This is a genomic window from Aminobacter sp. Piv2-1 (assembly GCF_037625995.1).
Classification (GTDB): Bacteria; Pseudomonadota; Alphaproteobacteria; order Rhizobiales; family Rhizobiaceae; genus Aminobacter.
In genome coordinates this window covers 120,125-146,863 of sequence record NZ_JARKMU010000008.1, presented here as the reverse complement: position 1 = coordinate 146,863, position 26,739 = coordinate 120,125, and the positions used below count along the sequence as shown (strand labels likewise).

Sequence of the window (26,739 nt, the reverse complement as noted above, 5' to 3'; positions counted from 1 at the left end):
TATAGGCGAACGGCCCGTCAAATCAAGGCGCGGTTCAGTGCTTGCGGCGGCGGTAGACCCACAGCTGCGCCGGCGGGATGTTGCGGAAGACGAAATCGAGATGTTCGATGACGTAGTCGCCCTGGCCGGGCGGCACCGGCGACTTCGGACCATAGGTGATCTGCACGATCGGCCGACCGGCGGGAATGCGGTCGAGCAGGTCGTTGACGTACTTGACCCGCTGCTTGACCGGGAAGTTGAGCAGCGGGACGCCGGAAACGACTGAATCGAACTTCTGGTCCTTCAGCGCGCCCAGCGTGTCGTCGAGATTGAAGGCGTCGCCCTGGATGACGTTGACGCCGGGATAGAGGCGATTGAGGTGGCGGACGAAATCGGCCGAATATTCAACCGCATAGAGGTTTGCCGGTTGCACGCCGCGAGCCAGGATGGCCTTGGTGATGACGCCGGTGCCTGGCCCGAGTTCGAGCACGGGCAGGCCCGAACGCAGGTCCACCACCGAAGCCATGCGGCGGGCGGTGATCGAGCTGGTCGGCACGATCGAGCCGACGGTCTTGGGCTTGTCGATCCAGCCCTTGAAGAACTTCAGCTCGTCGTCGAACTTGGCTGCAAGGGTTTTGCGTATTCCGGAACCGCGTAGCATCGCTTGGATCTCCTCACCCCTGCTGCCGGAGAAATACCAGCAACTCGGATCATGGCAAGCCCAAAGCCAACTCAATTTACGTTACGGCAGCGGTAAGCTTCACTTATCCCCGAAGGACTCGAAGAAATCCTTCATCCGCGAGAAGAACCCGCTCGATTGCGGCGAGTTCTCGGTCGAGGATAGCTTCTCGAATTCCTCCAGTAGCTCGCGCTGCCGGCGCGTCAGGTTCTGCGGCGTCTCGACGGCCGTCTGGATGTACAGGTCACCGATCTGCGGCTGGCGCAGCACCGGCATGCCCTTGCCCTTGAGGCGGAACTGGCGGCCGTTCTGCGTGCCTTCGGGAACCTTGACGCGGGTCTGGGTACCGTCGAGCGTCGCCACCTCGAAGGAGCCGCCGAGCGCGGCCGTGGTCATCGAGATCGGCACCTTGCAGTAGAGGTCGGCGCCGTCACGCTGGAAGAATTCGTGCGGCTTGACCGACAGGAAGATATAGAGATCGCCATGCGGCCCACCCCGCAGGCCGGCTTCGCCTTCATTGGCAAGGCGGATGCGCGTCCCATCCTCGATGCCGGCGGGGATGTTGACCGAGAGCGAGCGCTCCTCGACGGTGCGGCCCTGGCCGGCACACTTGCCGCAGGGGTCCTTGATCGTCTGGCCGCGGCCCTGGCACTGCGGGCAGGTGCGCTCGATCGAGAAGAAGCCCTGGCTCGCCCGCACCTTGCCGTGGCCCTGGCACATCGAGCAGGTCACCGGCTGGGTGCCGGGCTTGGCGCCGGAGCCGTTGCACTCGGTGCAGGAAGCGGAGGTCGGCACGCGGATCTGCGCGGTCTTGCCGGCAAAGGCCTCCTCGAGGGTGATTTCCATGTTGTAGCGCAGGTCGGCACCGCGCTCGCGGCCGTTGGACGAGCGGCGACGGCCGCCGCCGCCCATCATGTCGCCGAAAATGTCCTCGAAGATGTCGGCGAAGCCGCCAGCGCCGAAACCGCCACCGCCGAAGCCGTTGGCACCCATGCCGCCATTTTCGAAGGCGGCGTGGCCGAATCGATCATAGGCCGCACGCTTCTGCGGATCCTTCAGCGTCTCGTAGGCCTCGTTGATTTCCTTGAACCTGTGCTCGCAGGCGTCGTCGCCCGGATTGCGGTCCGGATGGAACTGCATGGCGAGCTTGCGGAAGGCCGACTTGAGCTCCTTGTCGTCGGCGCCCTTCTGAACGCCCAGCGTTTCGTAGAAATCAGCTTTCATATCTTCCCGCTGCCCGGACGCTCAATGTCTTGTGGCATTGTTTGCCGGTGTTGTGGCGACAGGCTTCGATTTAGTGAGCCGGGGGCCGCAATGCCAGAGTTTGCGCGGCATTCGCCGCATTTTTTCGCTTCAGGTTGCAAAAAAGCCCGGCCAAACCGCCGGGCTTTCTTGTCAGAGCCTCTAAACCGGCACTTAGGCCGACTTCTTCTTGTCGTCGTTGTCGTCGATCTCTTCGAAATCGGCGTCGACCACGTCGCTGTCCTTGGCCGCGTCGGCCGCGGCGTCGGATTCGGCCGCTTCCTTCTGCGAAGCCTCGTACATCGCCTGGCCGAGCTTCATCGAAGCTTCGGCAAGGGCCTGCGACTTGGCGTTGATCGCCTCGGCGTCGTCGCCTTCGACGGCGGTCTTCAGCGCTGCGATCGCATCGGAGATCGCGGTGCGGTCGGCTTCGGTGACCTTGTCGCCATATTCCTTCAGCGACTTCTCCGAGGAGTGCAGCAGGCCTTCCGCCTGATTGCGCGCCTCGACGAGCGCCCTGCGCTTCTTGTCGGCGTCGGCGTTGGCCTCGGCGTCCTTGACCATCTTGTCGATGTCGGCGTCCGACAGGCCGCCAGAAGCCTGGATGCGGATCTGGTGCTCCTTGCCGGTGCCCTTGTCCTTGGCCGAGACGTTGACGATGCCGTTGGCGTCGATGTCGAAGGTCACTTCGATCTGCGGCACGCCACGCGGTGCGGGCGGAATGCCGACGAGGTCGAACTGACCGAGCATCTTGTTGTCGGCAGCCATTTCACGCTCGCCCTGGAAGACGCGGATGGTCACCGCCGACTGAGAATCCTCAGCCGTCGAGAAGACCTGGCTCTTCTTGGTCGGGATCGTGGTGTTGCGCTCGATCAGGCGGGTGAACACGCCGCCCAGCGTCTCGATGCCCAGCGATAGCGGGGTCACGTCGAGCAGCAGCACGTCCTTGACGTCGCCCTGCAGCACGCCAGCCTGAATGGCGGCGCCGAGAGCCACCACCTCATCGGGGTTGACGCCCTTGTGCGGCTCCTTGCCGAAGAACTGCTTCACGATCTCCTGGATCTTGGGCATGCGGGTCATGCCGCCGACCAGGACCACTTCGTCGATCTCGCCTGCCTTGAGGCCGGCATCCTTGAGCGCTGCCTTGCAGGGATCGATCGTGCGTTGGACGAGGTCGTCGACCAGCTGCTCGAACTTGGCGCGCGACAGCTTCAGCGTCAGGTGCTTGGGGCCGGTGGCGTCGGCGGTGATGAAGGGCAGGTTGATTTCGGTCTGGGTCGTCGACGACAGCTCGATCTTGGCTTTTTCGGCAGCTTCCTTGAGGCGCTGCAGGGCAAGCTTGTCGTTCTTAAGGTCGATGCCCTGTTCCTTCTTGAACTCGGCCGCCAGGTACTCGACCAGACGCATGTCGAAGTCTTCGCCGCCGAGGAAGGTGTCGCCGTTGGTCGACTTCACCTCGAACACGCCGTCGCCGATCTCGAGGACCGAGATATCGAACGTGCCGCCACCAAGGTCATAGACGGCGATGGTCTTGCCGTCCTTCTTGTCGAGGCCGTAGGCAAGCGCTGCCGCGGTCGGCTCGTTGATGATGCGCAGCACTTCCAGGCCGGCAATCTTGCCGGCGTCCTTGGTGGCCTGGCGCTGGGCGTCGTTGAAATAGGCCGGAACGGTGATGACCGCCTTCTCGACCTTCTCGCCGAGATAGGCTTCCGCCGTTTCCTTCATCTTCTGCAGGATCATCGCCGAGATCTGGCTGGGCGACTGCTTCTTGCCGCCGGCCTCCACCCAGGCGTCGCCGTTGTCACCCTTCACGATGTGATAGGGGACCAGCTTCTTGTCCTTCTCGGTGACCGGATCGTCGTAGCGGCGGCCGATCAGGCGCTTGACCGCGAAGACGGTGTTTTCAGGATTGGTGACCGCCTGGCGCTTGGCCGGCTGGCCGACGAGGCGCTCGCCATCGCCGCTGAAAGCGACGATGGACGGGGTCGTGCGCGCGCCTTCCGCATTCTCGATAACCTTCGCGTCCTTGCCGTCCATGACGGCGACGCAGGAATTGGTCGTTCCCAGGTCGATGCCGATAACTTTTGCCATTTTAGCACTTCTCTCCGCTTAGCAGGCTCTCTGGACCCATTGAGGCGTTCCGTCGAGAGCCCCTTGTCACAAGAAATTCCGCTCCGGATGCCGGATTTCCGGGCCGAAGCGGTGTTGCGGCGTATATAAGAACAGGCTCCTGACAGCGCAAGCGTCCTAGGGATTTCTCAAGAGACCCAGTAACGGTCAGGCCCTAGTTGGCCCCATCCAGACAGGCCTTTCGCTGCGTTGGCACACCACGCAGCACTGAGGATGATCCGGATTTATCCTTACGCGTACAATCTCGCCGGGCCACATACTCTCGGTACGAACCGAATAGAGATTCTCCGCCCGCGCCTCATATTCTCTGCCGTCATGCGTGTACGAAACCACAACGTCGTAGTCGGCTGGATCGGACGCAACAAATATTCGCTCGACCACCTTCGCATCGGCTTCCGGCCAGGACGAGGCCGCTTGCACGAGCTTTCGATTTCTTACTTGTCCCAAGATCAGCAGCGCGATCAGCAGAACGAACGAAAGCAAAATGAGATCTCGCATCCGCGCCGAACGCCCTTGAAGAATCCTCCGGCAACATACATCGATTCAAGATACGATAAAATTGGCTCGCGTGCCGGCCACGAACTGGGAAGCAGCCCTCGGCAAAGCCCTCAAGCCATACCATATTCAAGGACATGGATCGTCCCGACGCCCTCAATCTTCTCGAGCATCGCCGCAACCGGGCGGTGAACGCGCTGCAAACCTGGCTCCTCGGGGCCGGCAGCTTGCTGCTGCTCGCAGTCACCGCCTGGGCCTTCGGCGGCACCACCGGCATCCTCTATGCGGTCGTGTTCGGCGCCGTTTCGATGTGGGCGGTGCGGCGCATCAGCCCGCAGATGGTGCTGTCCATGTACAAGGCCAGGCAGGTAAGCCCTGCAGATTTTCCGGCCGGCTTCCGCATCGTCGAGGAGCTTGCCCGCCGCGCCGAACTGCCGGCCGTGCCGAAACTCTATGTCATCCCGTCCAAGATGATGAACGCCTTTGCCGTCGGCCGCCGCGACGATGCGGCCATCGCCGTCACCGATGCGCTCGCCCGCAACCTGACGCCGCGCGAACTGGCTGGCGTGCTCGCCCATGAGGTCAGCCACATCGCCCATGAGGACGTGAAGGTCATGGCCTTCGCCGACATGGTGTCGCGTTTCACTTCCTTCATGTCGACCGTCGGCCTGATCTCGCTGTTCTTCAATCTGGCCGGCTTTGCCGGAGGCTTCCGCACGCAGGTGCCGTGGCTCGCGGTGCTGGTGCTCCTGGCCGCACCCACGATAGGCGGCCTGCTGCAGATGGCGCTTTCGCGCACCCGCGAGTTCGATGCCGACCTGGGTGCGGTGACGCTGACCGGCGACCCGGACGGGCTAGCCTCGGCGCTGACCAAGCTCGAACGCGCGCAGGGCAGGGTGTGGGAAAACATCCTCTTGCCGAGCGGGCGCATCCCCGATCCCTCGATCCTGAGGACCCATCCGCTCACCGCCGACCGCGTGGCTCGGCTCAGGGCCCTGAAGTCGGCGGACATCGCCACCGAGGCCCGCGACCTGCCACGCACCCAGCGGCCCTCGATGGTGCCCAGGATCCGCGCCCATCCCGGCACCTATCTGCCGCTTGGCGCGCGCGGCTTCATCAACGCCGCCAATACCGACTTCGCCGACGACACGCGCCCGGCCTGCTCCGCTCCGCTCAACCCGCCCGACGGCGGCCCGCGCATCCGCGTCACCCGCGGCGGCGTCTGGTGGTGATTTTGCCGGCGACGGCTATCTGGCCCGCTTGGCTTCCACGGCGTCCCAGAACAGGGCCGCTATGTCGGCGCCGCCGAACTTCTTGACCTCGCGGATGCCCGTCGGCGACGTGACGTTGATCTCGGTCATGTAGTCGCCGATGACGTCGATGCCCACGAGGATGAAGCCGCGTTCGCGCAGCGACGGGCCGATTGCCGCGCAGATCTCGCGCTCGCGCGCTGTGAGTTCGGTCTTCTCGGCGCGGCCGCCGACATGCATGTTGGAGCGGCTGTCATGTTCTGCCGGCACCCGGTTGATGGCACCGACCGGCTCGCCATCGATCAGGATGATGCGCTTGTCGCCCTTGCGCACGTCCTTGAGGTAGCGCTGAACAATGTAGGGCTCGCGGAACATCTGGCCGAACATTTCCAGGAGCGAGGCGAGATTCCGATCGGCCTCGTGCAGGTGGAAGATGCCGGCGCCGCCATTGCCGTAGAGCGGCTTGACGATGATGTCGCCGAATTCCTTGCGGAAGGCGGCCACTTCCAGCGGATCCTTGGTGATCAGCGTTTCCGGCATCAGGTCGGCGAATTCGGTGACGAAGATCTTTTCCGGGCTGTTGCGCACCCAGGCCGGGTCGTTGACGACCAGCGTCTTGGGATGGATGCGTTCGAGGATGTGGGTGGTGGTGATGTAGTTCATGTCGAAGGGCGGATCCTGGCGCAAAAGGATCACATCCATCTCCGACAGGTCGGTGCGCACCGTCTCGCCGAGCGAATAGTGGTCGCCCTTGATGTCGCGCACCTCGAGCTTTTCGACGCGGGCAAAGACCTTGCCGTCGCGCATCGATAGCCGGTCGGGCGTGTAGTGGTAGAGCTCGTGGCCGCGGCGCTGCGCTTCGAGCGACAGCGCGAACGACGTGTCGCCTGCGATCGAGATGGTTGCGATGTGGTCCATCTGGACGGCGATCTTGAGGGTCATGGAGGTCTCCGGCGCGGCTGTCGGTGGTCGATGCGCACAACCGGGCTGCGGCGGCGCTGGTGATGGCGAGGATGTAGCGATTTGCCTGCCTTATGCAATGGCCGGACGCACGCTCGGCTCGCCATGGCCTCGCGCCCGGAGGCTGCATCCGCCTTCAATCCGGCGGGGCCAGTCGCGGGCGAAGGGCGCTCGGTTTCGTGCGCACACCGGTGAAACCGATTTCGACACCAGTGTCGAAATCCAGACGGAGTTGCGTTTTGAATACAAATTCTAAACGGTTGGATGCCACTGTCCGCCGAAACACCTTATCGAGACAGAGACGAGCATGTCATTCGGCGTTGGTCACGCGGACAGGGACACGGATCAGGCATTCACCGACGCCTTGACCGGGCTCGGCAACCAGCGCCGCTTCCACGACAAGATCGAGCGGTTGATCGACGACCGCGCGGAGGATCCCGCCCCCTTCACCGTCGGCATTCTCGACCTCGATGGTTTCAAGCCGATCAACGACCTGTTCGGCCACCGAGCCGGCGACGATATCCTCGTGCAGGTGGCGATGCGCTTGAGGGCGGCGTCCGACGGTTATTCCGCTGTGGCGCGTATCGGAGCCGACGAGTTCGCCTTCCTCTATCCGCTGGTGTTCAGCGAAGAAGCGGCGGCCGACAAGGCGCGCATGCTGATCGAAATCCTGTCCGCGCCTTACGATCTCGGCGAGCGCACGGCTCGTCTGTCGGCTTCCGTGGGCTGCTCGCTGTTCCAGTCGACCGAGGACACTACCGAGACGCTGATGCGCAAGGCGGAGACCGCGCTCTACCACGCCAAGCGCTCAGGCCGCGGCCGCGTCGTGGTCTATACCCGCGAGATGGAGGAGGCGGCCAAGCGCGTCACCCGCATCGAGCAGGCGCTGCGGCGCGCCGTGGCCGCCGGCGAAGTGACCCCGCATTTCCAGCCGATCGTCGATCTCGGCACCCGCCGCACCATCGGCTTCGAGGCGCTGGCGCGCTGGACCGACCGCGATCTCGGTTTCGTCTCGCCGTCGGTATTCATCCCCATCGCCGAGGAACGCGGCATCATCGGGCCGCTGTCGCAACTGGTGCTGCGCAAGGCGGCGGAAGCGGCACGCAGCTGGCCCCAGGACATGTTCCTGTCCTTCAACCTGTCGCCTTCGCAACTGGTCGATCAGAATACCGGGCTGCACATCCTGTCCATTCTCGAGCGTACCGGCTTCGACCCGCGCCGGCTCGAGATCGAAATCACCGAGACCGGCCTGATGACCGATCCGGTTTCGGCCGAAAAGATCGTCGAGGACCTTCGCCGCGTCGGCATCCGGGTGTCCCTCGACGATTTCGGCACCGGCCAGTCGTCGCTCGGGCGCCTGCGCGAATTCCGTTTCGACAAGCTCAAGATCGACCGGGCCTTCGTGGCGTCGATCCTCGACGACCGTCCCTCCGAACACATCATTCGTGCCATCCTCGCCATGTGCGAGGGCCTCGGCATGGACGTCGTCGCCGAGGGCATCGAGAAGGAGGCCCAGGCCGAGCGGCTGATGCAGTTCGGCTGTGCGGGTGGCCAGGGATATCTGTTCGGCCGCCCGGTCGATGCCGATGCAACGCTCGGCTATCTGCGCGAGGCCCATCGCGGCGCGGCCTACGCCAAGGCGATCTGAATCTGGTTCGGCGGAGCTGATCCCTGGGCAGGAAGCGTGCCCTTGGTGCTCGCGGCCTTACCGCTTCGTTGCCCCTTCAATCGCTTGAAAAAGACGGCTTCCGCATCGGAAAAGCGTTTCCGATTTGTATGATGATAGTCTAAGATTTGTATGATGATAGTCCAAGGCAGGCGCGCTTCGACCTGCCCGGACGGGCCCAGCCATGCAGAGGAGCAGGTCATGATGCCATCGGCGCGGTTTCCGGATCTCGCAGGGCGCTCGGTGCTGATCACCGGCGGCGGCTCGGGCATCGGCGCTGCCCTGACCGAGGGATTTGTGCTCCAGGGCGCGCGCGTCGCCTTCATCGACATCGCCGACGGGCCGAGCCATGACCTGTGCGAGCGACTGGAACAGGAAACCGGCAATCGCCCGCTCTACCTGCGCGCCGATCTCACCGAAGTCGATGAGCTGCGCAGCGCCGTTGCCGCGGCCGTCGAGGCGCATGGGCCGGTGACGGTGCTGGTCAACAACGCCGCCAACGACACGCGCCACGAGGTGGCAGACGTGACGCCGGAAAGCTGGGATGCCAACCTCGCGGTGAATTTGCGGCCGCAGTTCTTCGCCATCCAGGCGGTGGCGCCCGACATGGCGGCCGCCGGCGGCGGCTCGATCATCAATTTCAGCTCCACCGCATACATGCTCAACATCGGCACCATGCCGGCCTACACGGCGGCGAAGGCTGCCATCGTCGGGCTGACCAAGGGCATGGCCGGCCGCTACGGCCCGGATCGCATCCGCGTCAATGCGGTGGCGCCGGGCTGGGTCATCACCGAGCGCCAGCGCACGCTCTGGGTGAACGAGGAGAACCTCAACGAGCATATCGGGCGGCAGTGCATCCCCGAGATGATGCTGCCCGGGGACATGGTGGGCCCGGTACTGTTTCTGGCCTCGGACGCCTCTAGAATGCTGACCGCGCAGACGCTGATCGTCGATGGAGGACTGTTGTGAGCGGAGTTTCCAAGCCGGCGATTGCCGCCGTCGACTGGGGCACCACCAGGCTGCGCGTCTGGCTGCTGGACGGGGAGGGCAGGGTGCTCGACGAGCGTCGCGGCGACGAGGGCCTGTTGACCGCCCAGCACAAGGGCTTTGCGCCGATCCTCGACAACCATCTCGCCAGCATGGGCGCGCCCGCCGATCTGCCGGCGATCGTCTGCGGCATGGCCGGCGCCCGCCAGGGCTGGGTCGAGGCGCCTTATGTCGACGTGCCGGCGTCGCTGGCCGATATCCTCGGTGCCGCAGTGCCGGTGCCCGGCATCGCGCGCGACGTTCGTATCGTGCCGGGCCTCGCCCAGCGCAAGGCTGGTGCCCCTGACGTGATGCGTGGCGAGGAGACCCAGCTTGCCGGCGTCGCCGCCGAGATTGGCTCCGGCAGCCATCTGGTGTGCATGCCCGGAACCCACTGCAAATGGGTCGCCGTCGACGACGGCAGGGTCGGTGGCTTCGGCACCTGGCCGACCGGCGAGATGTTTTCGGTGTTTTCCCAGCATTCGATCCTCAGGCACTCGCTCGGCGAAAAGCCCGCGCCGGTGGCGCCCGACAATCAGGTGTACCGCGACTGGTGCCGTGAAGGCTTGACCGACGGCGATATCGGCGCCCGCCTGTTCGGCATCCGCGCCGCCGGCCTGCTCTCCGGCCTCGGTCAGGCCGATGCGGCGGCGGCGCTGTCGGGGCTCTTGATCGGCGCCGAGATCGCCTCGGCGACGCGCCGCTTCGGCAAGCGCGACACGCCCGTGGTGCTGGTCGGCTCCGGGCCGCTGGCCGCGCTCTATGCCGCGGCGCTGAAGCTCGGCGGATTGGCGGTGCGCATCGCCGATGCCGACAAGGCGGTACTTTCGGGACTGGTGGCCGCGGCGCGGCGCAATGGAATGCTTGCAGAAGGATAGCGACATGAACCTGACGGCTCCATTTCCTAGGCTTGGCCGCGGCCTGGTCGCCATCCTGCGCGGGTTGAGGCCCGACGAGGCGCTCGACGTCGGCCGCGCCGTCCATGACGCCGGCATCGAGGCGATCGAGGTGCCGCTCAACTCGCCGGATCCGTTCCGCTCGATCGAGATGCTGGCGAAGGCCTTGCCTGAGGCGTTGGTCGGCGGCGGCACGGTGGTGCGCGGCGAGGATGTCGACCGGCTGCACGATGCCGGCGGGCGTCTGCTGGTCAGCCCCAACATCGACGCCGAGGTGATGGGCCGGGCGATGGTGCACAAGATGGTGACGATGCCTGGCGTCTTCACCCCGACCGATGCTTTCCTGGCGCTGAAGCTGGGCGCCTCGGCGCTGAAATTCTTCCCGGCGAGCGTGCTCGGCACCGGCGGCATTTCCGCCATCCGCGCCGTGCTGCCGGTCGAAACGCAGGTCGGCGTCGTAGGCGGCGTGTCCGAGGTCGATTTCGATGCCTATGCCAAGGTCGGCGTGCAGCTGTTCGGGCTCGGCTCGAGCCTCTACAAGCCCAGCATGACGGCGGCCGAGGTCGGCGCGCGGGCCCGTGCGGCCGTGGCCGGATGGGACGCCATCGGCAAGGGAGGCTGAACAATGGGTGGCGCTTCGATCTTCTCCGACGAGGTTTGCGAACTGGGCGAGGGCCCGAGCTACGATCCTGCGACCGACACGCTCTACTGGTTCGACATCGTCGCGGGCCGCATGCTCGAGAAGAAGGTTTCCGGCGGTGAGACCCGAATACACCAGCTCGGCGAGATGGCGAGCGCCATCGCCGTCATCGACGGCGAACGTCAGCTTCTACTTACTGAGACGGGGCTCCACATCCGCGATGCCGCGACCGGTAAGCTGTCGATGCATCATCCGGTTGAAGCTTCCAACGGCTCCACCCGGTCGAACGACGCACGAGTGCATCCATCGGGCGCGCTGTGGTTCGGCACCATGGGCAAGAAGGCCGAGGCCGGGGCCGGGGCGATCTACTGGTACTTCCGCGGCGAGCTGCGCCTGCTCTACCCTGCGATCAGCATTCCCAACTCGATCTGCTTCACCGAGGACGGCAAGACGGCCTATTACACCGACACTGCGGTGAACATCCTCTATCGGGTCGACTGCGACGCCGACACCGGCCTGCCGGTCGGCGAACCCAAACTTTTCGTCGACAGGCGCGGCGACGAGGGCGGGCTCGACGGCTCCGTGCTCGACCGCGACGGCATATTGTGGAACGCCTGCTGGGGCCTCGGCCGCGTCGATGCCTATGCGCCCGACGGCAGGCATTTGCGCAGCGTGGCCGTGCCGGCGGTGCAGGCGTCGTGCCCAGCCTTCGTCGGGGCAGGGGCCGACCGGCTGGTGGTGACCTCGGCTGCGGCAGGGCTCGATGCCGAAGCGCGGCGGGCCGATCCCCATGCGGGCAAGACCTTCCTGCTCGACATAGCGGTGAACGGCCGCCACGAGCCGTGCGTGCTGATCTGAAATCCGCACGGGCAGGGGTGTCGCTGGAGCGCAGGTTCAAGGTCGATTTCCCGGCAGGGCCGGGATCCGGACGATGCCAATCTCGGGCTGTCGGAATGCCGTTGGCGTCCGCATCAGGAGGAATGACCGATGGCCGGACAGACCCCAACGCTCGTGCTCGTCCACGAACCCGAGCGGGCGTGCTTCGAGCGGCTGCTGGCCGAGGGGTTTGATCGCCGCGCCGCGACCGAAATCACTTCCTATCTGGCGCAATCGACCGATCTTGCCCCCGAATTCGACGCGATAGGCGAAGCTTGCGCGCGCCGAGGCATTCGCTTTCGCGCCGTCGAACTGGATGAGGCGGCCGGCGTCCTGGCAGCCTGCGACCGCTCCGGCACATTGGTTTGGACGCTCACCGACGGCATCGCCTATTTCCGCGGCGGCGCAGCACCTGCGCTGGCGCGGCTCAACGGGCTCGCGACGGTCGGCGCCGACGATTCCGTCTTTGCGCTCTGCCAGGACAAGTTCCGGTCCGGTGCGGTGCTCGGTGCCCTCGGGCTGCCTGTTCCCACAGCCGGCCTTGCCCGTGGCGGCCATTGGCTGGTCGAGCCGCCGGCCTCGCCTGCCGGCTACTTCGTCAAGCCCAACCGGCTCGGGGCCAAGGTCGGCATATGGGAGGATTCGCGCATCGCCAAGGCCGGGGAGGCGCTGGCGCTCGGGCGGCGCGTGCAGGATGCCTATCGCGACGATGTCGTTGTGCAGCCCTATGTTGCGGGCCGCAACGTCCGCGCGAGCTTCCTTGCGGTCGATCCTGCGGCGGGGCCGGAGGTGCTAGGCATTGCCTTCGTCGATTCTGGCGGTGACTTCCAGACCATGGCCGACAGCATGGCGCTCTATGGCGAAACGGGCGCCGCAGCCAGGGGCGAGGGGCGCTATGCCGAGCCGGAGCTCGTGCCGGTGGCCTCGGCTCAGCCGCGAGCGGCGGAGACGATCAGGCGGATCGCAGCGACACTGATGGCCGGTCTCGGGCTGCGCGACGTCTTCTCGTTGGACCTGCGCGTCGAGGCCGACGACACGGTCCATCTCATCGAATTCGAGGTTAGCCCGGGCCTGCCGTGCTTCGACTTCCGTGCCTATTGCCGGAGCCAGTGGGGCATGAGCCTCGCCGAGTCGATGGCCGAGACGGCGGCGCGGCGGGTCGGCTAGCCGCTGTCCCGCGCAATTGCGCGGGCTCGCATCAGGCGCGTTCCATGCACACCGCGGCGTGGCCTGAGCGGACGAAGCCGATCTGCTGCGCGGCGGCCTTGGACAGGTCGAGCACCCGGCCCTTGATGAACGGCCCGCGGTCGTTGATGCGGACAATGACGCTCTTGCCGTTCTTTTGATTGGTGACGCGGAGCTTGGTGCCGAAGGGGAGCGAGCGGTGGGCCGCGGTCATGGCCGATGGATTCATGCGCTCGCCCGAGGCTGTCTTCGACGTCAAGGCGTACCAGGATGCCCTGCCGCATTGCGCGGAGGCGTTTCCGGTGGAGGCGAAAATCATCATTCCGGCGGCGACGGAGGCCGCCACGATCGCTGGCTTAGCGCGCTTCTTCATCTTCTGGTTAATGCCACGTTGTTGAACACACGGAGTGGTTTCGGACGAAATGTGGCAGTGAATGGGGCGAGCCTCGGGCGGTTCCGTGGCGAACGGACACGTTTGGAGTCTCCGGGTAACAGTTTGTCAGGAAGAATCGCGATTCCCGGAAGGAATTTTTTCACAATTTCCGGAGCGAGAGCCAGATCAGCCGAGTTGCCAGGGAATCTTCGTGGAAGAATAATCGAAGCAATATTTCTGAAGTATACTTGCAAAATGATACGGATTCCTGAAGAATTTGCACAAAAGTGCAAAAACTCGTCGCGGAGCTTGCAAGAAAGATTGCATGAGCCGTGCGTCTGCTTGGTGCTGGTACGAGGCCCCTCGCGACGGCGCAGGACCAGAGTCTAGCGCAGAGATGTTTGCGACACGCCGAACAGGGCGTGCATGGCACGACGCAGCAAGCCGGTTACGGCGGCCGCCTCGCCCGGGGCATCGCGGAAGAACTCCGGGTCGGACAAGCGATCGGGGTCATACGGGACCGTGTACAGCGAATGCAGCTTGTCCCAGTCTCTGCCGCGGTCTCCGGCGACGAGTTCGCGCAGATTGGCGGTCGTCTTGGAATCGTGGATGAAGCACAGTTTGGCGTGCTCGGCCATGCGTTCCCGCTCGCGCGTATCGAAGAGCTTCACCAGCTTGTAGTGCCGCATCGGCAGCAGCAGCGGACTGCGCCAGCGCTCGCGCCCGGTCTTGGTCGCATCGGAGAAGGCGACGTCATGGAAGCCGTGATGCAGCGTGATATCGTGGCTGTATCTGACGAGCGGAACCTTGCGCAGCACGTCGAAGGTGCCGGCGAGGCGATACCGGGCATCGATGCAGTAGCTTGCCCGCCAGTGCCTGCCGAAGGCCCAGCGGATCGAACTGTTGCGCTGGTACGCGGCCTTGTCGCCGCTGCCGTCGAACAGGTGGTGGTCGAATTCACGGAGAAAGGAGCCGCGTGCCGTCCCACCGGGCTGATCCGAGGGTGCCGGCAGCATGTCCACGAGCAGCCCCGGCGCCCACGACTGGCCGGCCGCCTCGGCGGCCGCTGCTGCATCCGCCATGGACCTGCCGAGGCTCGAGGGCACATCGACGAATTCGTCGGCGTCGACCGTGAGCGTCCAGCGGCCCTGAGGCAGCACCGCCTTCATCGCCGCCATCAGCCAGGCTGCCTTGCAGGTGCGGTAGTGTCCCACCCTCGGCGTGAGCACGTGCACGTCGGGATAAGGCAAGGTTTCCGAGACCGGCACGGCTGAACCGTCGTCGACGATGAAGAACGGTCCGCAGCCGATGCGGCGGTAGTGCCGGTACCATTCCTCGAACACGAAGGTGTCGTCCTTGACGCAGGCGAAGACAGGGACCAGGCCATCGTCGAGCCGCGGAAGCGGCCGCGCGAGCGGTTCAAAGAAGCATTGCAGTGCCGCCGCCGGGTCCAGTGTCTGGACGGCCGCCTGCGCGCCCGTCATCGCTTCGGCGAAGTAGCGCTCCTTGCCGTCGCTGCTGCGGGCGTTCTTGGCGAAACTGGACGATCGGTTGAAGCGCTGCATCGCTTCGAGGAGCCCGCCATCCTCGATATAGCCCTTCTGCTTCGGGTTGAGCGGCTTGGCGGTGCGCAGGTCGGCCACCGGCCTGCAGTCGATGCCGACCCCTTCGTTGCGCAGGAATTTCGCCGTGGCCTTCGATTTTCGAAGCGCACCTCCCGGGAAATAGGAGACATAGGCGAGCCCGGGCTCGGCCCGGAGTGCGGACAGGATGAGGTCCATCTCGTCGTACTGGCGCGGCAAGGCCCTCTCGTCATAGCCGACGGAACGGTAGAGGTCCGCAGGCAGGGTGATCCTGCCGCAGGTCCCGTCACCCCAGTTGCCGCTGAAATGATGGATCAGCAGCCTGCCCTTATGCTCGGCATGAAGGTCGAGGATCTGCTGCGTTTCTGCGGCCGACACGAAATTGTCGGCGTCGAGGCTCGAATAGAGCTCGGCCGCGACATGGTCGCGGAACACGTTCTTGGCCCGGCCGAAATGCCAGGGGTCGAGGCGCTCGACCGGCACGAACCTGACGCGTCCCGAGGCGAGTTCCGACGCAAAATTCGTGCGGACATGGGATTCCAGCGCCGTGTCGCTGCCAAAGTTGGCGATGACGAACTCGACTGCCTGCCCGAACCGACGGTTGGCATCGAGGTTTTGCCGCAGCGTGGCCTTCAGCTCCGCCAAGCGGTTCTGAACGGGTATGCAATAAGACAGGGTCGGCTTCATCGCGGCTCGCACGCCTTCCATCGGATGCGCCAGATACTTCGATTCTCTGGTTGCAGTCCATGCTTGTTGCTACTTGTAATATGCATCCAAGTGTGTGATACGGAGCCGCCCCCGCACTGAGAGCCACGTCGCCGCTGCCCTGGCGACGCACCGTCGAATGGTTGAATGCGGAGTCAGGGCAGATGTCCTCCAGGTCCATGCCGCGCTTGCGGCTTTGCGTTGCGGCGATCACCCGCGAACGGCCTCTCATGCTCGCCCAACTCATGGCATCCTGGGCCGCGTGCGAGACGCCGCCCGGCGTCGATGTTGCCTTCGTCGTGGTGGAGAATGCGGCACGACCCGATTGCCGCGATCTGGTGGCCGGCGCGGCTGGCGGCCTGAAAATCGACTACCGGCTCGAACCGCGCATCGGCATTCCGATTGCGCGCAACCGCGCCGTGGAGCTTGCGGTTGCGTGCGGCGCCGACCTGATAGCCTTCGTCGACGATGACGAGCGCGTGGCGGCGGACTGGCTGGTGGAACTCGTCGCCGAATACCGCCGCAGCCGGGCGCTGCTCATCGGCGGGCCGGTCGAGGCGCAGGCACCGGCCGCGCCGCTGTCGCGATGGCGCAAGGCGATCCTGCGCGGCGTGCAGCAGCGCTTCGGCCACAAGGCGGAGGTCGCCCGGCGCCAGAACCTGGCGGGCAGGGTCGACCGCGTCACCGTCGTCACCAACAACTGGCTCGCGCACCGCGATCTGTTCGTGGTTCACGGGCTTAGGTTCGACGAGCGCGACCCGCTGACCGGTGGGAGCGATGCAGCCTTCGATCGCGAAGTCACGCGCCGCGGCCTGCTGAAATCCTGGGCGGACAAGGCCGTCGTGTACGAAACCATGCCGCCGGAGCGCCTGACCTTCGCCTATCAATTCCGCCGCGCCCGCGACCAGTCGCTCGCATCGTTTGCCCGCAAGCAGGGGCGGGGATGGCGCACAGCTTCCGGCATTGCGGCGATCCTGCCCTATCGACTGGTCGCGATAGGCGTGGTGACGCTCGCAATTCCACTTCGTGGCGGACCCGGCATCGTCGCCAGCGCGCGGGCGGCCGGCTGGTCCGTTGGCCGGATCCTCGGACTCTTCGGTACCCGGTCGCGCCTCTATGCGGAGGTCACGGGCAAGTAGGTGCACGCGCCGGCACCGTTCCCCGGCGGTTCAACAGGGTTAATTGAACTTGTTGGGGTTTTTTGAGATAATGGCGCCAGTGCGAAGAACGCCCGTTGAGGAGTTCGGCACCACGCACAAGTCCTCACGGGCGTTTGAGCTATACTCGAACTTAGCCTGAGAGGATTTTCGTCATGGCAACTCTTGACAGTATGGGACTGATGCAACACCGGCGCTGGGAGGACGTCGCCTTGATGATCCTCGGTGCCATGGTCCTGGTATCGCCGATGTGGTTCGACATCGGCGGCAACACCACGATGGCCGCAGCGACGGCTCTCGTGGGCGCAGCGATCGTGGTGCTCGGGGGCCTCGAGCAAATCTTCCTGCGGCGCTGGGAGGAAATCCTGACGCTGTTCTGCGGTCTCTGGATGGTCGCCTCGCCCTTCACCTTTGAATATGGCGGAGCGCTGCGTAACTGGCACATGGGCCTTGGCATCGCCGTAGCCCTGCTGGCCATCTTGGAACTCTGGCAGGACCGCAACCGCAATCTCGAAGCCTGACGCTTCGACGACCGGGGCTTGGCCCCCGCTTGGGGCCGAGCCCACTCGGCCAGGCGGCACGGCACGCCAACGGGACGGTGTCGAGCCTGGCCCAAGGCTAAGCTTCCCGGGATAGCAAAAAACCCCCGGGGTGACCGGGGGTTTTGCGTTGTCATGGATGCATCAAGAGCATCCTGAAACGGAAACTGGTGCCCAGAAGAGGACTCGAACCTCCACGCCTCGCGGCACACGGACCTGAACCGTGCGCGTCTACCAATTCCGCCATCTGGGCTGGTGGGCGCTGATGTAAGCGGGCGAAGCGACTGTGTCAACGCGCTTTTTCAGCTTTTGCCGGCGAATACGCCGCAACCCGCGATTTGTCGGCAATCCAGCCGCGGATATTCCCCAGGGGTAGTCTATCCGGAACCCGCAAACGTCAGGGTTTGTGCGCCCTGAAGCGACCGGGCGACGGCTCGACGCCCGATCGCGTGTTCCTGCCGGCCAGACGTGTCAGGCCAGCACTTCCTTCGAAGCGACGGTCGAATCGGCGTTGAGCTTGTAGACGATCGGCACGCCGGTCCCGAGCTCCAGCTTTACGATCTCTTCGCCCGAGATGCCGTCCAGCGCCATGATCAGCGCGCGCAGCGAATTGCCGTGGGCGGCCACCAGCACCGTGCCGCCGGACAGGACGTGCTTTTGCATGTCGTGCAGGTAGTAGGGCCACACGCGGGCGCCGGTGTCCTTCAGGCTCTCCCCGCCGGGAGGCGGCGTGTCGTAGGAGCGGCGCCAGACATGCACCTGTTCCTCGCCCCACTTGGCGCGGGCATCGTCCTTGTTGAGGCCGTTGAGGTCGCCGTAGTCGCGCTCGTTGAGGGCCTGGTCGCGGATGGTGGTGAGATCGCTCTGGCCGAGCACGTCGAGGATGTGCTGGCAGGTCTTCTGGGCGCGCACCAGCGCCGAGGTGAAGGCGATGTCGAACTTGAGCCCGCGGGCCTTGAGCTTTTCGCCAGCTGCCTTGGCTTCGGCGTGGCCTTTCTCGGACAGGTCGACGTCGCGCCAGCCGGTGAACAGGTTCTTGAGATTCCATTCGCTCTGGCCGTGGCGGACAAGCACGAGGGTACCGGACATTTTTGCTCCCTTGGATGAGGACTGGACTTGGATTGGACTAGAGGCCGAGGACGTCACGCATCGAGTAGAGGCCTGGCTTCCTGCCATGCGCCCAGAGCGCCGCCTTGACGGCGCCGCGGGCGAAGATGCCTCGGTCCTCGGCCTGATGGGACATGGTGATGCGCTCGCCGGTTCCGGCAAGGATGACGGAATGGTCGCCGACGACGGAGCCGCCGCGCAGCGTGGCGAAGCCTATGGTTCCGCCCTCGCGCACCCCGGTATGGCCGTCGCGCACCCGCACGCTCTTCTCGGCCAGCGCGATCTTGCGGCCGTGTGCCGCGGCCTCGCCGAGCAGCAGGGCCGTGCCCGACGGCGCATCGACCTTGTGGCGGTGGTGCATTTCCAGGATCTCGATGTCGAAGTCGCTCGGGCCGAGCGCCTGGGCGGCCTTCTCGACCAGCACGGCGAGCAGGTTGACGCCGAGGCTCATGTTGCCGGACTTGACGATGGTGGCATGACGCGCCGCCGCGGCAATCTTCGTGTCGTCCTCGGGCGAGCAGCCGGTGGTGCCGATGATGTGGGCGATGCGCGCCTGGGCGGCGTAGCCGGCGAATTCGACCGTTGCCGCAGGCGCGGTGAAATCGAGCACGCCGTCGGCTTTGGCGAAGGCGGCCAGCGGGTCGTCGGTGATGCCGACGTTGATGATGCCTAGGCCGGCGATCTCGCCTGCGTCCTTGCCGAGATGCGGCGAGCCGGAGCGTTCGACCGCACCGACCACGCGCACGCCGTCCATCGTGTGCACGGTGCGCAGAAGCATCTGGCCCATCCGGCCGGCTGCGCCCACGATCACGAGCCCCATGTCGCTCATAGCTTGCTCCCTGTGCTGGCGCCTGCGCGCGACAACTCCTCATCGGTGCCCAGGTCGTCCACCAGCCCGAGTCCGGCCTCGTCGTGGAGGTTGTGGAAGCGGGCATAGACGCTGCTGGGGTTGGCCATCAATCCGGCATGATTGCCTTCTTCGACAAGCCGGCCCTGGTCCAGCACCACGATATGATCGGCGTTGACCACCGTCGAGAGGCGGTGGGCGATAACGATGGTGGTGCGGCCCTTTGTGGCGGTGGCGAGCGCGGCCTGGACGCGCGCTTCCGATTCGTTGTCGAGCGCCGACGTCGCCTCGTCGAGAAGCAGGATCGGGGCATTGCGGACCAGCGCGCGGGCGATGGAGACGCGCTGGCGCTGGCCGCCGGACAGCGTTGCGCCGTTTTCGCCAACGGCTGTGTCGTAGCCTTCGGTCTGCTGGCGGATGAATTCGTCTGCGAAGGCGAGGCGAGCCGCCTCCTCGATCTCGGCATCGGTGGCGTCGGCGCGGCCGTAGCGGATGTTGTCGCGGATCGTGCCTTCGAACAGATAGGGTTGCTGCGAGACAAAGGCGATCGACTGGCGCAGCGAACGCTTGGTGACGGAGGCTATATCCTGGCCGTCGATGCTGATGCTGCCGCTGTCGACGTCGTAGAAGCGCTGCAGGAGCGCCACCAGTGTCGACTTGCCGGCGCCGGACGCGCCGACGATGGCGGTGGTCTTGCCGCCCTGCGCGGTGAAGCTCAGGTCGTGCAGCACCGCAGCCTCGGGTCCGTATGAGAACGCGACGCGGTCAAAGACGATGTCGCCCTTGCCGACCTGGAGCTGGCCGGCGCCGATGGCGTCGTCCTGGCGCGGTTCGGTGTCGAGGACCTCGTAGATCATGCGCGCATTGACCAGGGCGCGTTCGAGCCCGACCTGGGTGCGGGCGAGGCGGCGGGCCGGGTCGTAGGCGAGGATCATCGCCGTGAGGAAGGCGACGATGGTGCCGGGCGGCTGAGCCCCGAAGGTTGCGCGGTAGCCGGCATATGCAATGACGGTGGCGAATACGAAGCCGCCCAGCATTTCCGAGATCGGCGACAGCCGCTCGGACACGCGGGCGATCTTGTTGGAGCGCGCCTCGGAGTCGGACACCAGCAGGTGCATCTTTCCCGACAACTGGTCTTCCATGGTGAAGGCCTTGACGATGGCCATGCCCTGGACTGCCTCCTGCATCGCCCCGATGAGACGCGAATTGACCAGGATGGCGTCGCGGTTCAGCTTTCGCAGCCGGCGCATCAGGTGGCCGACGAAGTAGACCAGCGGCGGGCCGATCAACAGTGCGAAAAGCGACAGGATAGGATCCTGGAACACCATCACCGCGATCAGCCCGATCAGCGATACGAAGTCGCGGGCGATGGAGGTGACGGTGATGTTGAGGATCGACCGGATACCGCTGACATTTTCGTTGATCTGGGCGGCGACCTGGCCCGAGCGCGTCGCGGAGAAGAACTCCATGTCGAGCTTCATCAGGTGGTCGAAGAGCCGGCGCTGGTAGCGGGCGACGAGGTTGTTGCCCACCTTGGCGAGGATGACGGCCTGACCGTAGGTGGCGATGCCGCGCAGCACGAAGGCGGCGACGATCGACAGGCAGATGAGGACGATGAGGTCGGCGCGCTGCCGGTAGAAGATCTCGTCGACGATATCGCGCATGATCCATGCGGTGAACGCAGTGGTGCCGGCGATGATGGCCAGGAATGCTGCCGCAAGTGCATAATGCCAGACGAAGTCGCGACCGTTCTCGGCGGCGATGCGCTTGATGACGGCGACGACCTCGCCGGGGACTGCCCGGCTGCGTTTTGACTTATTCGAACTCAAGCCGGTTATCCCATTGGCCTCCCGCACGCTCGCGATGCCCTCATAGAGCATGAAGCCCGGCGGGGAAACCGCCTTTTGGCCGCGCCTAGACGTGCCAGCGCCGGTCGCCTGTCTCGATGCCGAAGAGTGACGGCGTGCGCGCATAGGCCGCCAGCCCGGCGAGGGCCGCCAGCGGGTGGGTAATGACATAGACCGGCATCGATCGCATCAGTTCGCGATGCGGAGCCTTGTCCTCGAAGGCCTCGCGGAAATTGCCCTTCTTCAGCGCCGGCACGATCTTCTGGGCGATTCCGCCGGTGAGATAGACACCGCCCTTGCTCTTGAAAACGAGTGCCAGGTCGCCGGCGGTGCGGCCGAGGCAGGTGACGAAGAGCGCCAGCGCCTCCTCGGCGATAGCGTCGCTGCCGTCGAGCGCCGCCGCGGTGACCTGCGCCGGCTGGGTGAGCTTCGGCGTCTTGCCGTCGGCCCTGGCCACGGCGCGATAAGTGTTGACCAGGCCGCGGCCGCACAGGATCTGCTCGCCCGAGATGCGGCCCTCGATCTTCTCGAGGTGGGGAAACACCTCGAAGTCGCGCGCACTCCGCGGGCCGATGTCCATGTGGCCGCCTTCGCCGGGGACGGGAATCCAACGGCCGAGCGCATGCACGAGGCCGGCGACGCCCAGCCCGGTGCCGGGCCCGAGCACGACGCGACCGGCGCCCTCCTCGGGCTCACCGGGGCCGATCTTCTCCATATGCTCGTTGCCGAGGGCGACGACCGCCAGCGCCTGGGCCTCGAAGTCGTTGAGCACCAGGATGTCGCTGAGACCAATGGTCGAGAACATCTCTTTCGGGCGCACCACCCAGGGGCAATTGGTGAGCGCGATCTCCTCGCCTTCCACGGGCCCAGCAACGGCAAGCACGGCCGAGCGCGGGCGTGCCGGCTGCCCGTCGAGAACGGCGAGGATGGCGTCATCGATGCTGGCGTAGCTGGCCGTCTGGACGATTCGCGGCTCCCCCGCCTCCCTGTCGGCGCTCTCGACGATGGCGAAGCGCGCATTGGTGCCGCCGATGTCGCCGATCAGGATCGGGAAGGGGAGTGCCTGCTCGTTCGGTTGTGACATGCCCGGTCTGATTCCCAGATGGTTGGCGGCGACGTTCAGCCGTTCTCTTGATTTTCAAGAATGATCTCGGCGGTCGCGCGGTTCAACGCCATCGGAATGTCGTAGACGATGGCGAGCCGCATCAATGCCTTGACATCGACGTCATGCGGCATCGGCGTCAGCGGATCAACGAAGAAAATCACCGCGTCGATCCTGCCTTCGCTGATCAGCGCGCCGATCTGCTGGTCGCCGCCGAGGGGGCCGCTCTTCAAGGGTGTCAGGTTCAGGCCGGGGCAGGCGGCAAGGACCCGCTGGCCGGTCGTGCCGGTGGCGACGATATGGCAGGTCTCGAGGAATTTGGCATGATCGCCGACGAAGGCGACCATGTCGTCCTTCTTCTGGTCATGGGCGATCAGCGCGACGCGCAAGGCTGGGGTCACAGTCGTTTCCGTGCTGCTTAAATCGGTTGAAATCCCATAAACGGATTTCCGCGCATTTGGAAGCGCCGAGCGGCCCGGCTCATTGCTTCGCCGGGCGGGGCCGTGGCAGCGGAATGTCGACCGACGGCCTGGGCGCATAGGCATCTGCGCTGACCGGCGTGCCGGTATCGGTGACGATCGGGGTCTCCGCGACCCCCGGCGCTGCCGGCGCCGGGGCGGCGACCACGGCCGAAGGGGCACCTCTGCCATACACGGTGACCGCCGCTTCGTTGACGGGCGAGGGCGCGGCGAGCACGGCTCGGCATTCCTTGGGCAGGCTCGCCATGGTCATGATGTCGCGCGCCTTGGGCTTTTCGGGACCGGTTGCCGGACGCCAGGGCTCTTCGGTGAACCACCAGGCCAGCGACTTGTCGCAGCCGTCGCCGGCCGGCGTCGGATCCTGCTCCTCGCAGCCCTTCGACCCGGCCTGGCAGCCGATGCGCATGTGGAAGTGATAGTCGTGGCCCCAGAAGGGACGCACCTTGCGCAGCCAGGAGCGGTCGCCCGTGACGGTGTCGCAGAGCTTCTTCTTGATGCCCGGATTGACCAGGATGCGCTCGACTTCGGGATAGCTCGCCGCCCGCTTGATCAGGCGGGTATGCGCTGGCGTCCAGAGCTTGTCCTTGACCAGGTGGGTCTTCTCGTCGACCATCAGCACGGCGCTCATGTTCTCGCGCTCGGTGGCGGACAGCTTGCGGTCGGGCATCGGGGTCAGCCAGATGTCGGCGTCCAGGCCGATCTGATGCGAGGCGTGGCCGGTCAGCATCGGGCCACCGCGCGGCTGGGAGATGTCGCCGATCAGCAGCCCCGGCCAGCCATCCGCGACGGCGTCGCGCGACAGCCTCTCGATCAGCGAGATCATTGCCGGATGGCCCCAGCGGCGGTTGCGCGACAGCCGCATGGCCTGCCAGGTCGGGCCGTCCGTGGCGATGGCCACACCTCCGGCGAAGCAGCCCTTGGAATAGAAGCCATAGGAGCGCGCAGCCGTCGCCGCGGGCAATTTCGTGCTGCCGAACAGATCCTTGGCAAGCTCGGCGGCGCCGGCCGCCTGCAGGTCGAGGCCGGTCATGCCGAGTGTGGCCGCGACTATCGCGAGCCGCGCCGTCCGTCCGGCAAATCTGCGAAAAAATGACGTCATGCGGTTTGACCCTCTCCGCAAAGCTTGCGCCGCCATGGTTACCTAACGGTAAATCCCGGCGTCACTGTCCTGATCGACTCGCTGCTCGCACTAGGCACGCCGTATCGGACTGCGCTTGTCGCCGTCACCTTCGCCGCGCCAGGAACCGTCCGCCCACATGCTGTCCAGTGCGGCGCGGTAGTCGGGAAAGCTGAGCGTGTAGCCCAGGGCCTTGATAGCCGTGTTTGAGACGCGCTTGTTCTCGCCATAGAAGGATCGCGCCATGGGCGAAAGTTGGGCGGTCTCGAAAGGAATTTCCGGCGGCGGCGCCACGCCCATCAATCCGGCGGCGTAGGCGACCACGTCCTGCGGCGGCGCGGGCAGGTCGTCGGTGACGTTGAACGTGCCGCCATACTCCCCGTCGGCGAGGAACCAGAGCGCCGCGGCGATGTCTTCCACATGGATGCGGTTGAATACCTGGCCTTGCTTGACCAGGCGCTTCGCCGTGCCGTTGGCGAGGTTGACGAAGGCGTTGCGGCCCGGGCCGTAGATGCCCGACAGGCGCAGTATGGCGACTGGCCGGCCCGTTTCCTCGCCGAGCTCGTGCCACTCGCGCTCGGCGTCCAGCCGCATCTGCGAGCGGCCGGGCTTCGGCCGGCACTGCGCCGTCTCGTCGATCCAGGCACCGCCATAGTCGCCATAGACGCCGACCGTGGAGAGATAGCCGACCCAGCGCAGCAGCGGCATGTGATGGGTGATCGCATCATGCGCCACGTTGAGCAGGGGATCGCCATCCTCGTTGGGGGCGGCGGAGACGACGAGATGCGTGGTCTCCTCTAGCTTGGCCCTGATTTCCGGGGACAGCCGGCCGTCGAACTCGAACGGCTCGATGCCGGCGGCCTCGAGGCCGGCGAACTTTTCCCGCGATCGCGTGGTGCCTATGACCGCCACGGCTTGCGGCCGCATGCGCGCGAAGGCCTTGCCGGAATAGCCGGCGCCGAAGATGAAGACCTTTTGTTCGCTCATGCCTGTGCCTGTTTCGAATCCCGGACTGCCAGCGCCGTGTGCCATTCGGCGACGACGTCGGCTGAGCTTTCGGCCTTCAGCGCCTGTTGTGCAAGGGCAGAAAGCGCCGCTGCGGGAAGGAGCCGAGACAATGCCCAGACGGCCGTGCCCCGCACTAGCGGCGACGGATCGGACAGCAGCACCCGGCACGGCTCGGCAAGCGTGGCATCGGCCGAATTGCCGGCGGCGATGAGCACGTTGCGGACGAACCGGTCACGGCCGATGCGCTTGACCGGCGAACCGGAGAACAGGTTGCGGAAGGCGGCGTCGTCGAGCGACAGCAAATCCGAAAGCCGCGGTTCGCGCAGGTCGTCGAGTGCGGCGAGCTTGGCTTCGGAAGCGGCTCTCGCGAACTTGTTCCACGGGCAGGCGGCGAGACAGTCGTCGCAGCCATAGATGCGGTTGCCGATCTTGTCGCGGAACTCGAGCGGGATCGGCCCCTTGTTCTCGATGGTGAGATAGGAGATGCAGCGGCGGGCGTCGAGCCGGTAGGGAGCGGGGAAGGCGCCGGTCGGGCAGGCGTCGAGGCAGGCGCGGCAGGAGCCGCAGCGGTCGATCTCGGGCTCGTCCGGCGCGAGCTCCGCGGTGGTGAAGATGGTGCCGAGGAACAGCCAGGACCCGAAGTCGCGGCTGACAAGATTGGTGTGCTTGCCCTGCCAGCCTAGCCCGGCCGCCTCGGCGAGCGGTTTTTCCATCACCGGGGCGGTGTCGACGAACACCTTCACGTCGCCGCCGGCGCGGGCGACGATCTTGCCGGCGATCTCCTTGAGCCGTCCCTTCATGACGTCATGGTAGTCGCGGTTGCGGGCATAGACCGAGATCGCGGCGCGATCTGTCATCTCCTGGAGTGCGCGCGGGTCCTCGTCGGGCCCGTAGTTCATCGCCAGAACGACGATTGAGCGCACTTCGGGCCACAGCACCGAAGGATCGGCGCGCCGCTCCAGTGTCTCTTCCATCCAGGCCATGGAACCGTGCAGTCCCTCGCCGACGAACTGGGCGAGGCGGGCCGGCGCAAGCGGGATGGCATCGGGACGGGTGACGGCAACGGCAGCGAAGCCGGCGCGAATCGCTTCGCGCTCGATCAGCTGGCGCAGCGCCGTGTCAGAAATCGAGGTCCGCATAGTGCGATGCCGGGGTAAGCCCGCGCACCCTGTCGGCAAGCAGCGGCCTGAAGGAAGGCCGCGACTTGACGCGGGTGTACCATTCGCGCGCGGACGAATATTCGCGCCAGTCGATTTCGCCGAGATAGTCGAGGACCGAAAGGGCGGATGCGGCGGCGAGGTCGGCATAGGTGATGCGCGGCCCAGCGAGCCAGTGGCGCGTGCCGGCCAGCCAGTTGGTATATTTCATGTGCTGGCGGATGTTGGCGCGGGCGGCGCGGATAGCGGCCGAATCGGGCGAACCGCCGCCCGCCGATTCCGGCATCTGCGGCTTCAGCACGCGCTCGCGCACCAGGTGCCGCGTCACCTCGCCTTCGGTCTTGGTCAGGTACCAGTCCGTCAGGCGGCGGATTTCGGCGCGTTCCATGGGGTCTTCGGCGAACAGGCGCCGGTCGCGCTTGAGCACGCCTCGGGTTTCGTCGATGTATTCGGAGATGACCATCGCCCCGACGATCGGCACGTCGCCCTCGGCGAGCAGCACCGGCAGCGTTCCGGCCGGGTTGAGGGCCAGGAACTCCTTGCGCCGGGTCCAGGGCTTCTCTTCGATCAGCGCCAGCTCCTCGCCATACTCTCCGAACGCCAGACGGACGAAACGGCACGTCGCGAACATGGGATGATGGAAAAGCGTCAGCATGGTCCTGCGAAATTTCGTGAACGAGGGCGCTCTGGCGAA

The 26,739-nt window shown here is 65.6% G+C and carries 24 protein-coding genes and 1 tRNA gene; 9 read left to right on the top strand and 16 right to left on the bottom strand.

Going from position 1 to position 26,739, the window contains the following annotated elements:
- Nucleotides 1–34: 34 nt before the first annotated feature.
- From pmtA to dnaK, 3 genes are all read right to left on the bottom strand, one after another.
- A complete protein-coding gene (pmtA, locus tag AmiPiv_RS16160; protein ID WP_340038505.1) occupies nt 35–640 on the bottom strand; it encodes a phospholipid N-methyltransferase PmtA in 606 nt (201 codons plus the stop codon).
- A gap of 99 nt (nt 641–739) precedes the next feature.
- The gene (dnaJ, locus tag AmiPiv_RS16155; RefSeq protein WP_340038504.1) at nt 740–1,882 is read right to left on the bottom strand and encodes a molecular chaperone DnaJ; all 1,143 of its coding nucleotides are present in this window, start codon (nt 1,880–1,882) and stop codon (nt 740–742) included.
- Between the two features lie 192 nt (nt 1,883–2,074).
- Nucleotides 2,075–3,991 carry a molecular chaperone DnaK gene (dnaK, locus tag AmiPiv_RS16150; protein WP_340038503.1) on the bottom strand — a complete coding sequence of 639 codons (1,917 nt, stop codon included), beginning with the start codon at nt 3,989–3,991 and terminating at the stop codon, nt 2,075–2,077.
- Between the two features lie 671 nt (nt 3,992–4,662).
- Between dnaK and AmiPiv_RS16145 the strand changes: the two genes are divergently transcribed.
- Complete coding sequence (locus AmiPiv_RS16145; RefSeq protein WP_340038502.1) at nt 4,663–5,757, top strand: zinc metalloprotease HtpX; 1,095 nt, start codon at nt 4,663–4,665, stop codon at nt 5,755–5,757.
- A gap of 15 nt (nt 5,758–5,772) precedes the next feature.
- Here the strand turns inward: AmiPiv_RS16145 and gshB are convergent, their stop codons facing one another.
- The gene (gshB, locus tag AmiPiv_RS16140) at nt 5,773–6,717 is read right to left on the bottom strand and encodes a glutathione synthase (protein WP_340038501.1); all 945 of its coding nucleotides are present in this window, start codon (nt 6,715–6,717) and stop codon (nt 5,773–5,775) included.
- A gap of 325 nt (nt 6,718–7,042) precedes the next feature.
- Between gshB and AmiPiv_RS16135 the strand changes: the two genes are divergently transcribed.
- The 6 genes from AmiPiv_RS16135 (at nt 7,043) to AmiPiv_RS16110 (ending at nt 13,006) form a co-directional block, all read left to right on the top strand.
- Nucleotides 7,043–8,383, top strand: coding sequence for a putative bifunctional diguanylate cyclase/phosphodiesterase (locus tag AmiPiv_RS16135; RefSeq protein ID WP_340038500.1), 1,341 nt, complete (start codon nt 7,043–7,045; stop codon nt 8,381–8,383).
- Between the two features lie 219 nt (nt 8,384–8,602).
- A complete protein-coding gene (locus AmiPiv_RS16130; protein WP_340038499.1) occupies nt 8,603–9,370 on the top strand; it encodes an SDR family NAD(P)-dependent oxidoreductase in 768 nt (255 codons plus the stop codon).
- Nucleotides 9,367–10,305 (top strand): 2-dehydro-3-deoxygalactonokinase, encoded by a 939-nt coding sequence (locus tag AmiPiv_RS16125; RefSeq protein ID WP_340038498.1) that lies wholly within the window; start codon nt 9,367–9,369, stop codon nt 10,303–10,305. The genes AmiPiv_RS16130 and AmiPiv_RS16125 overlap by 4 nt, the downstream gene beginning before the upstream one ends.
- Before the next feature lie 4 nt (nt 10,306–10,309).
- Nucleotides 10,310–10,945 (top strand): 2-dehydro-3-deoxy-6-phosphogalactonate aldolase, encoded by a 636-nt coding sequence (locus tag AmiPiv_RS16120; RefSeq protein ID WP_340038497.1) that lies wholly within the window; start codon nt 10,310–10,312, stop codon nt 10,943–10,945.
- A 3-nt stretch (nt 10,946–10,948) separates the two neighbouring features.
- Nucleotides 10,949–11,821: an SMP-30/gluconolactonase/LRE family protein gene (locus tag AmiPiv_RS16115; protein WP_340038496.1), complete on the top strand. Its 873-nt coding sequence runs from the start codon at nt 10,949–10,951 to the stop codon at nt 11,819–11,821.
- A gap of 129 nt (nt 11,822–11,950) precedes the next feature.
- The gene (locus AmiPiv_RS16110) at nt 11,951–13,006 is read left to right on the top strand and encodes a D-alanine:D-lactate ligase-like protein (RefSeq protein ID WP_340038495.1); all 1,056 of its coding nucleotides are present in this window, start codon (nt 11,951–11,953) and stop codon (nt 13,004–13,006) included.
- Between the two features lie 31 nt (nt 13,007–13,037).
- Here the strand turns inward: AmiPiv_RS16110 and AmiPiv_RS16105 are convergent, their stop codons facing one another.
- Nucleotides 13,038–13,397 carry a septal ring lytic transglycosylase RlpA family protein gene (locus AmiPiv_RS16105; RefSeq protein ID WP_340038494.1) on the bottom strand — a complete coding sequence of 120 codons (360 nt, stop codon included), beginning with the start codon at nt 13,395–13,397 and terminating at the stop codon, nt 13,038–13,040.
- A gap of 386 nt (nt 13,398–13,783) precedes the next feature.
- Nucleotides 13,784–15,688 (bottom strand): glycosyltransferase family 2 protein, encoded by a 1,905-nt coding sequence (locus tag AmiPiv_RS16100; protein ID WP_340038493.1) that lies wholly within the window; start codon nt 15,686–15,688, stop codon nt 13,784–13,786.
- Nucleotides 15,689–15,915: 227 nt separating this feature from the next.
- Between AmiPiv_RS16100 and AmiPiv_RS16095 the strand changes: the two genes are divergently transcribed.
- Both AmiPiv_RS16095 and AmiPiv_RS16090 read left to right on the top strand, forming a co-directional pair.
- The gene (locus AmiPiv_RS16095) at nt 15,916–16,824 is read left to right on the top strand and encodes a glycosyltransferase family 2 protein (RefSeq protein WP_445206964.1); all 909 of its coding nucleotides are present in this window, start codon (nt 15,916–15,918) and stop codon (nt 16,822–16,824) included.
- Nucleotides 16,825–16,997: 173 nt separating this feature from the next.
- Nucleotides 16,998–17,363: an SPW repeat domain-containing protein gene (locus AmiPiv_RS16090; RefSeq protein WP_340038491.1), complete on the top strand. Its 366-nt coding sequence runs from the start codon at nt 16,998–17,000 to the stop codon at nt 17,361–17,363.
- 186 nt (nt 17,364–17,549) lie between these two features.
- Here the strand turns inward: AmiPiv_RS16090 and AmiPiv_RS16085 are convergent.
- From AmiPiv_RS16085 to AmiPiv_RS16040, 10 genes are all read right to left on the bottom strand, one after another.
- Nucleotides 17,550–17,634 (bottom strand) — tRNA-Leu (locus AmiPiv_RS16085).
- 218 nt (nt 17,635–17,852) lie between these two features.
- The gene (locus tag AmiPiv_RS16080; protein ID WP_340038490.1) at nt 17,853–18,470 is read right to left on the bottom strand and encodes a 2,3-bisphosphoglycerate-dependent phosphoglycerate mutase; all 618 of its coding nucleotides are present in this window, start codon (nt 18,468–18,470) and stop codon (nt 17,853–17,855) included.
- 37 nt (nt 18,471–18,507) lie between these two features.
- Entirely contained in the window at nt 18,508–19,317 is an 810-nt protein-coding gene (gene dapB / locus AmiPiv_RS16075) for a 4-hydroxy-tetrahydrodipicolinate reductase (protein WP_340038489.1), read from the bottom strand.
- Entirely contained in the window at nt 19,314–21,215 is a 1,902-nt protein-coding gene (locus tag AmiPiv_RS16070; protein ID WP_340038488.1) for an ABC transporter ATP-binding protein, read from the bottom strand. The genes dapB and AmiPiv_RS16070 overlap by 4 nt, the downstream gene beginning before the upstream one ends.
- Nucleotides 21,216–21,249: 34 nt before the next feature.
- Nucleotides 21,250–22,266 carry a glucokinase gene (locus AmiPiv_RS16065; protein ID WP_340038487.1) on the bottom strand — a complete coding sequence of 339 codons (1,017 nt, stop codon included), beginning with the start codon at nt 22,264–22,266 and terminating at the stop codon, nt 21,250–21,252.
- A gap of 35 nt (nt 22,267–22,301) precedes the next feature.
- On the bottom strand, nt 22,302–22,685 hold the full coding sequence (locus AmiPiv_RS16060) for a methylglyoxal synthase (RefSeq protein ID WP_340038486.1): 384 nt from the start codon (nt 22,683–22,685) through the stop codon (nt 22,302–22,304).
- Between the two features lie 79 nt (nt 22,686–22,764).
- The gene (gene mepA, locus AmiPiv_RS16055) at nt 22,765–23,862 is read right to left on the bottom strand and encodes a penicillin-insensitive murein endopeptidase (protein WP_340038485.1); all 1,098 of its coding nucleotides are present in this window, start codon (nt 23,860–23,862) and stop codon (nt 22,765–22,767) included.
- A 90-nt stretch (nt 23,863–23,952) separates the two neighbouring features.
- The gene (locus AmiPiv_RS16050) at nt 23,953–24,867 is read right to left on the bottom strand and encodes an SDR family oxidoreductase (protein ID WP_340038484.1); all 915 of its coding nucleotides are present in this window, start codon (nt 24,865–24,867) and stop codon (nt 23,953–23,955) included.
- Nucleotides 24,864–26,027, bottom strand: coding sequence for a tRNA epoxyqueuosine(34) reductase QueG (gene queG, locus AmiPiv_RS16045; RefSeq protein WP_340038483.1), 1,164 nt, complete (start codon nt 26,025–26,027; stop codon nt 24,864–24,866). The genes AmiPiv_RS16050 and queG overlap by 4 nt, the downstream gene beginning before the upstream one ends.
- Nucleotides 26,008–26,700 carry a glutathione S-transferase family protein gene (locus tag AmiPiv_RS16040; RefSeq protein ID WP_340038482.1) on the bottom strand — a complete coding sequence of 231 codons (693 nt, stop codon included), beginning with the start codon at nt 26,698–26,700 and terminating at the stop codon, nt 26,008–26,010. The genes queG and AmiPiv_RS16040 overlap by 20 nt, the downstream gene beginning before the upstream one ends.
- Between the last annotated feature and the right edge of the window lie 39 nt (nt 26,701–26,739).

Excerpts from the sequence above, each read along its gene's own strand:
- pmtA (WP_340038505.1), bottom strand. The coding sequence starts at position 640 with ATGCTACGCGGTTCCGGAATACGCAAAACCCTTGCAGCCAAGTTCGAC.
- dnaJ (WP_340038504.1), bottom strand. The coding sequence starts at position 1,882 with ATGAAAGCTGATTTCTACGAAACGCTGGGCGTTCAGAAGGGCGCCGAC.
- dnaK (WP_340038503.1), bottom strand. The coding sequence starts at position 3,991 with ATGGCAAAAGTTATCGGCATCGACCTGGGAACGACCAATTCCTGCGTC.
- AmiPiv_RS16145 (WP_340038502.1), top strand. The coding sequence starts at position 4,663 with ATGGATCGTCCCGACGCCCTCAATCTTCTCGAGCATCGCCGCAACCGG.
- gshB (WP_340038501.1), bottom strand. The coding sequence starts at position 6,717 with ATGACCCTCAAGATCGCCGTCCAGATGGACCACATCGCAACCATCTCG.
- AmiPiv_RS16135 (WP_340038500.1), top strand. The coding sequence starts at position 7,043 with ATGTCATTCGGCGTTGGTCACGCGGACAGGGACACGGATCAGGCATTC.
- AmiPiv_RS16130 (WP_340038499.1), top strand. The coding sequence starts at position 8,603 with ATGATGCCATCGGCGCGGTTTCCGGATCTCGCAGGGCGCTCGGTGCTG.
- AmiPiv_RS16120 (WP_340038497.1), top strand. The coding sequence starts at position 10,310 with ATGAACCTGACGGCTCCATTTCCTAGGCTTGGCCGCGGCCTGGTCGCC.
- AmiPiv_RS16115 (WP_340038496.1), top strand. The coding sequence starts at position 10,949 with ATGGGTGGCGCTTCGATCTTCTCCGACGAGGTTTGCGAACTGGGCGAG.
- AmiPiv_RS16110 (WP_340038495.1), top strand. The coding sequence starts at position 11,951 with ATGGCCGGACAGACCCCAACGCTCGTGCTCGTCCACGAACCCGAGCGG.
- AmiPiv_RS16105 (WP_340038494.1), bottom strand. The coding sequence starts at position 13,397 with ATGAAGAAGCGCGCTAAGCCAGCGATCGTGGCGGCCTCCGTCGCCGCC.
- AmiPiv_RS16100 (WP_340038493.1), bottom strand. The coding sequence starts at position 15,688 with ATGGAAGGCGTGCGAGCCGCGATGAAGCCGACCCTGTCTTATTGCATA.
- AmiPiv_RS16095 (WP_445206964.1), top strand. The coding sequence starts at position 15,916 with ATGCTCGCCCAACTCATGGCATCCTGGGCCGCGTGCGAGACGCCGCCC.
- AmiPiv_RS16090 (WP_340038491.1), top strand. The coding sequence starts at position 16,998 with ATGGCAACTCTTGACAGTATGGGACTGATGCAACACCGGCGCTGGGAG.
- AmiPiv_RS16080 (WP_340038490.1), bottom strand. The coding sequence starts at position 18,470 with ATGTCCGGTACCCTCGTGCTTGTCCGCCACGGCCAGAGCGAATGGAAT.
- dapB (WP_340038489.1), bottom strand. The coding sequence starts at position 19,317 with ATGAGCGACATGGGGCTCGTGATCGTGGGCGCAGCCGGCCGGATGGGC.
- AmiPiv_RS16070 (WP_340038488.1), bottom strand. The coding sequence starts at position 21,215 with ATGCTCTATGAGGGCATCGCGAGCGTGCGGGAGGCCAATGGGATAACC.
- AmiPiv_RS16065 (WP_340038487.1), bottom strand. The coding sequence starts at position 22,266 with ATGTCACAACCGAACGAGCAGGCACTCCCCTTCCCGATCCTGATCGGC.
- mepA (WP_340038485.1), bottom strand. The coding sequence starts at position 23,862 with ATGACGTCATTTTTTCGCAGATTTGCCGGACGGACGGCGCGGCTCGCG.
- AmiPiv_RS16050 (WP_340038484.1), bottom strand. The coding sequence starts at position 24,867 with ATGAGCGAACAAAAGGTCTTCATCTTCGGCGCCGGCTATTCCGGCAAG.
- queG (WP_340038483.1), bottom strand. The coding sequence starts at position 26,027 with ATGCGGACCTCGATTTCTGACACGGCGCTGCGCCAGCTGATCGAGCGC.
- AmiPiv_RS16040 (WP_340038482.1), bottom strand. The coding sequence starts at position 26,700 with ATGCTGACGCTTTTCCATCATCCCATGTTCGCGACGTGCCGTTTCGTC.